Genomic DNA, 2880 nt, shown 5'->3' with positions numbered 1-2880 from the left:
GCCCGGCCCCGCCGCGGACCCGTGGCGCCTCGTGAGCGAGCCCAGGACCAGCAGCGGCAGCGCGAACGTCGGTAGCAGCGTCAGCATCGTGACGCAGACGACGGTCAAGCCGGAGAGCGCCGACGCCTTCGCGCAATGGCAGGGCGACACCAGCGCGGTGATCGCCCGGTTTCCCGGCTTCATCGAGCAGCGGCTGATGCCGCCGCGCCCGCCGCTTCAGGTCGACTGGGTGATCCTGCAGCGGTTCGCCAGCCTGGATCACGCCCGGGCCTGGCTGGTCTCGCCCGAGCGGCAATCCCGCATCTCCGGCGCCGCCGCGATGCTGGTGGGGCGCGACGACGTCCACATCGTCACCGACGACGCCAGCGCCGCCCGGACCGCCCCGGTCTCGGCCGTGATCAGCACGCGCGTGAAGCCCGGGATGGAGGCGCAGTACCTCCGATGGGAGCAGAAGGTCGCGGCCGCCCAGTCCAGGGCGACCGGCCTGCAGGGCTACCGCTTCGAGCCCGCGGTGCCGGGGGTGCAGGAGGATTACGTCGCGATCCTGCGCTTCGACAGCGACGCCAACCTGCAGGCCTGGCTCGGGTCCCCCGAGCGCCAGGCGCTGATCGAGGAAGCCGCGCCGCTGACCGCGGAATTCCACACCCGCATGGTCCATAGCGGCTTCGAGCAATGGTTCCGCGACGTCGCGCCGGAGGGCGCCCCCGCGCCCGCGGCGTGGAAGATGAACATGATCGTCGTGCTGACGCTCTATCCCACGGTCTTCCTGTGGGGCCTGCTGGTCGGCACGCCGCTGCTCACCCGGACCCTCGGCCTCGACTTCCCGGTGGCGCTGTTCATCGGGAACGTCTTCAGCGTGCTCCTGACGTCGCGCCTGGTGCCGTGGACCGCCCAGCACCTCCGCTGGTGGCTGGCACCGGCCCCGGAGAAACGCCGGCGCGCGAACCGTCTCGGCGCCGGATTGCTGGTCGCCGCCTACGCGGTCATGATCCTGGTGTTCTGGAAGCTGGTGTGACGGCCCCTCCGGCGCGGCGAGCACTGCGGTTTTTCTTGACCCTGCGTCTCACGCGTCCGGGCGGACCCGATCTCCGCCGCCCGGCCCCGGCCTACGGAGTCAAGTCTTCCCCGGATCGGACACAGTATCGCACCGAATAGGACCGCGACGCCGCGTGAATGCGCGACCGGTTTCCGCGCGACACACATGCCCGGCGCGGCGGCCGATCCGTGTTGACGCGGATCTGGCATCCATGCTTCCTGTTTTCATCTGACGATTATCGTCGGATCATTCGGCCCGATGGAGATTCGCGACGATCGAGACATGTCCTTCGCCGCCGGAATTGATGGACGCCGCGTCATGACGGTCGACGACATCGGATCAACCGATGCGTGCCGCGCCGTCATCCGCCGCTGTATTCGGAATGTCGCCCTGGCATGATAGCGACGGCACGGACCATTCAGCGGTTGTTTAGATTATATGATTGCGTGTTTGGTTTATTCATTGACCGGTAAGGTGTGATTATTACACCCGACACGGATCGATACGACCGAAAACCTTGAGGAGTGAGACGATGGCTGACAAGCACGAAGAGTTCATGGCCCGCGCGATCGCGCTCTCGGAGAAGACCTCGCTGGTCGACAGCGCCGGCGGCGTGTTCGGCTGCGTGATCGTGCAGGACGGCGAGATCATCGCGGAAGGCGCCAACCGCGTCGTCGCGGAGAACGATCCGACCTGGCACGCCGAGGTCGAGGCGATCCGCAAGGCCTGCACGACGCAGAAGAGCTTCAAGCTCCGCAACGCCACGCTCTACACGAGCGCCGAGCCCTGCCCGATGTGCCTGGCGGCCGCCTACTGGGCCGGCGTCAAGAACATCTACTACGCCGCCCAGGTCGAGGACGCGCTCACGTATGGCGGCTTCGACGACAGCATGATCTACGCCGAGTTCAAGAAGGACGTCGGCGACCGCGCGATCCCGGCCAAGCAGATCATGCGGGCCGAGGCCGTCGAGGTCTGGAAGAAGTACGCCGAGAAGGAAGACCGGGTGCCGTACTGAGCCTGCGACAGGGCTGGGGGGCGTGATCGTGCCCGACCGAAACCATTCCTCGCGCCGGGTGCGGTCATGACCCTCGACAACCTGAGACGATCCTGCCGCGGTTCCGTGATCGCGGCGGGGGATCCGCAGTTCCGGGAGGCGGCCCACGCGAACCTCTGGAACCGGCTGATCCCGGACCGCGCCCCGGATGTCGTGGTGCGGGCGGCCGACGAGGACGACGTCGTCGCGGCCGTGACCTTCGCCCGGGCGAACGGGCTGAAGGTGGTCGTCCGCGGCGGCGGCCACAATTGGTGCCAGCCGACCCTGCGGTCCGGCGGCCTGCTGATCGACCTCCAGGATCTCACGGGCTTCGTCTCGATCGACGCCGCGCAGCGCAGGGCGGTGATCCGGCCGATCGTCAGCAACCGCGACATCCAGCGGGCGCTCAACCCGCTGGGGCTCGCCTTCCCCACCGGCCATTGCCCGCAGGTCAAGGCGAGCGGCTACTTCCTGGGCGGCGGCATGGCCTGGAACCCCACGGTCTGGGGGCTGGGCGCCGAGAACCTGGAGGCCATCGAGCTGGTCACCGCGCAGGGCGCGCTAATCCGCGCCAGCCAGACCGAGAACCCGGATTTCTTCTGGGCCGCCCGCGGCGCCGGCCCGGGCTTCTTCGGCGTCGTCACGCGGTACCACCTCAAGCTTCACGCGCTGCCGCGCGCGATCCACGGCAGCACCCATTACTACCGTCTGGCGGAGGCCCCCGCGGTCGGCCGCTGGCTCGGCGCGATCGCCCGGGAGGTGTCGCCCAGCGTCGAGCTCAGCCAGTTCCTCGTCCAGGCGCCGCCGGCGC

General features: G+C 68.7%; 3 protein-coding genes. All 3 read left to right on the top strand.

Going from position 1 to position 2880, the window contains the following annotated elements; genetic code table 11:
• Positions 1-31: 31 nt before the first annotated feature.
• On the top strand, positions 32-1015 hold the full coding sequence (locus FV228_RS25535) for an antibiotic biosynthesis monooxygenase (protein ID WP_147857104.1): 984 nt from the start codon (positions 32-34) through the stop codon (positions 1013-1015).
• A gap of 553 nt (positions 1016-1568) precedes the next feature.
• Positions 1569-2051 (top strand): nucleoside deaminase, encoded by a 483-nt coding sequence (locus FV228_RS25530; RefSeq protein WP_147857103.1) that lies wholly within the window; start codon positions 1569-1571, stop codon positions 2049-2051.
• Between the two features lie 66 nt (positions 2052-2117).
• The coding region (locus tag FV228_RS25525) for an FAD-dependent oxidoreductase (RefSeq protein WP_147857102.1) at positions 2118-2880 on the top strand (763 nt) is incomplete at its 3' end.

This window comes from Methylobacterium sp. WL18 (assembly GCF_008040015.1).
Lineage (GTDB): Bacteria > Pseudomonadota > Alphaproteobacteria > Rhizobiales > Beijerinckiaceae > Methylobacterium > Methylobacterium mesophilicum.
Note: the sequence above shows the minus strand (reverse complement) of the source record. Positions and strands in the feature narration are given on the sequence as shown.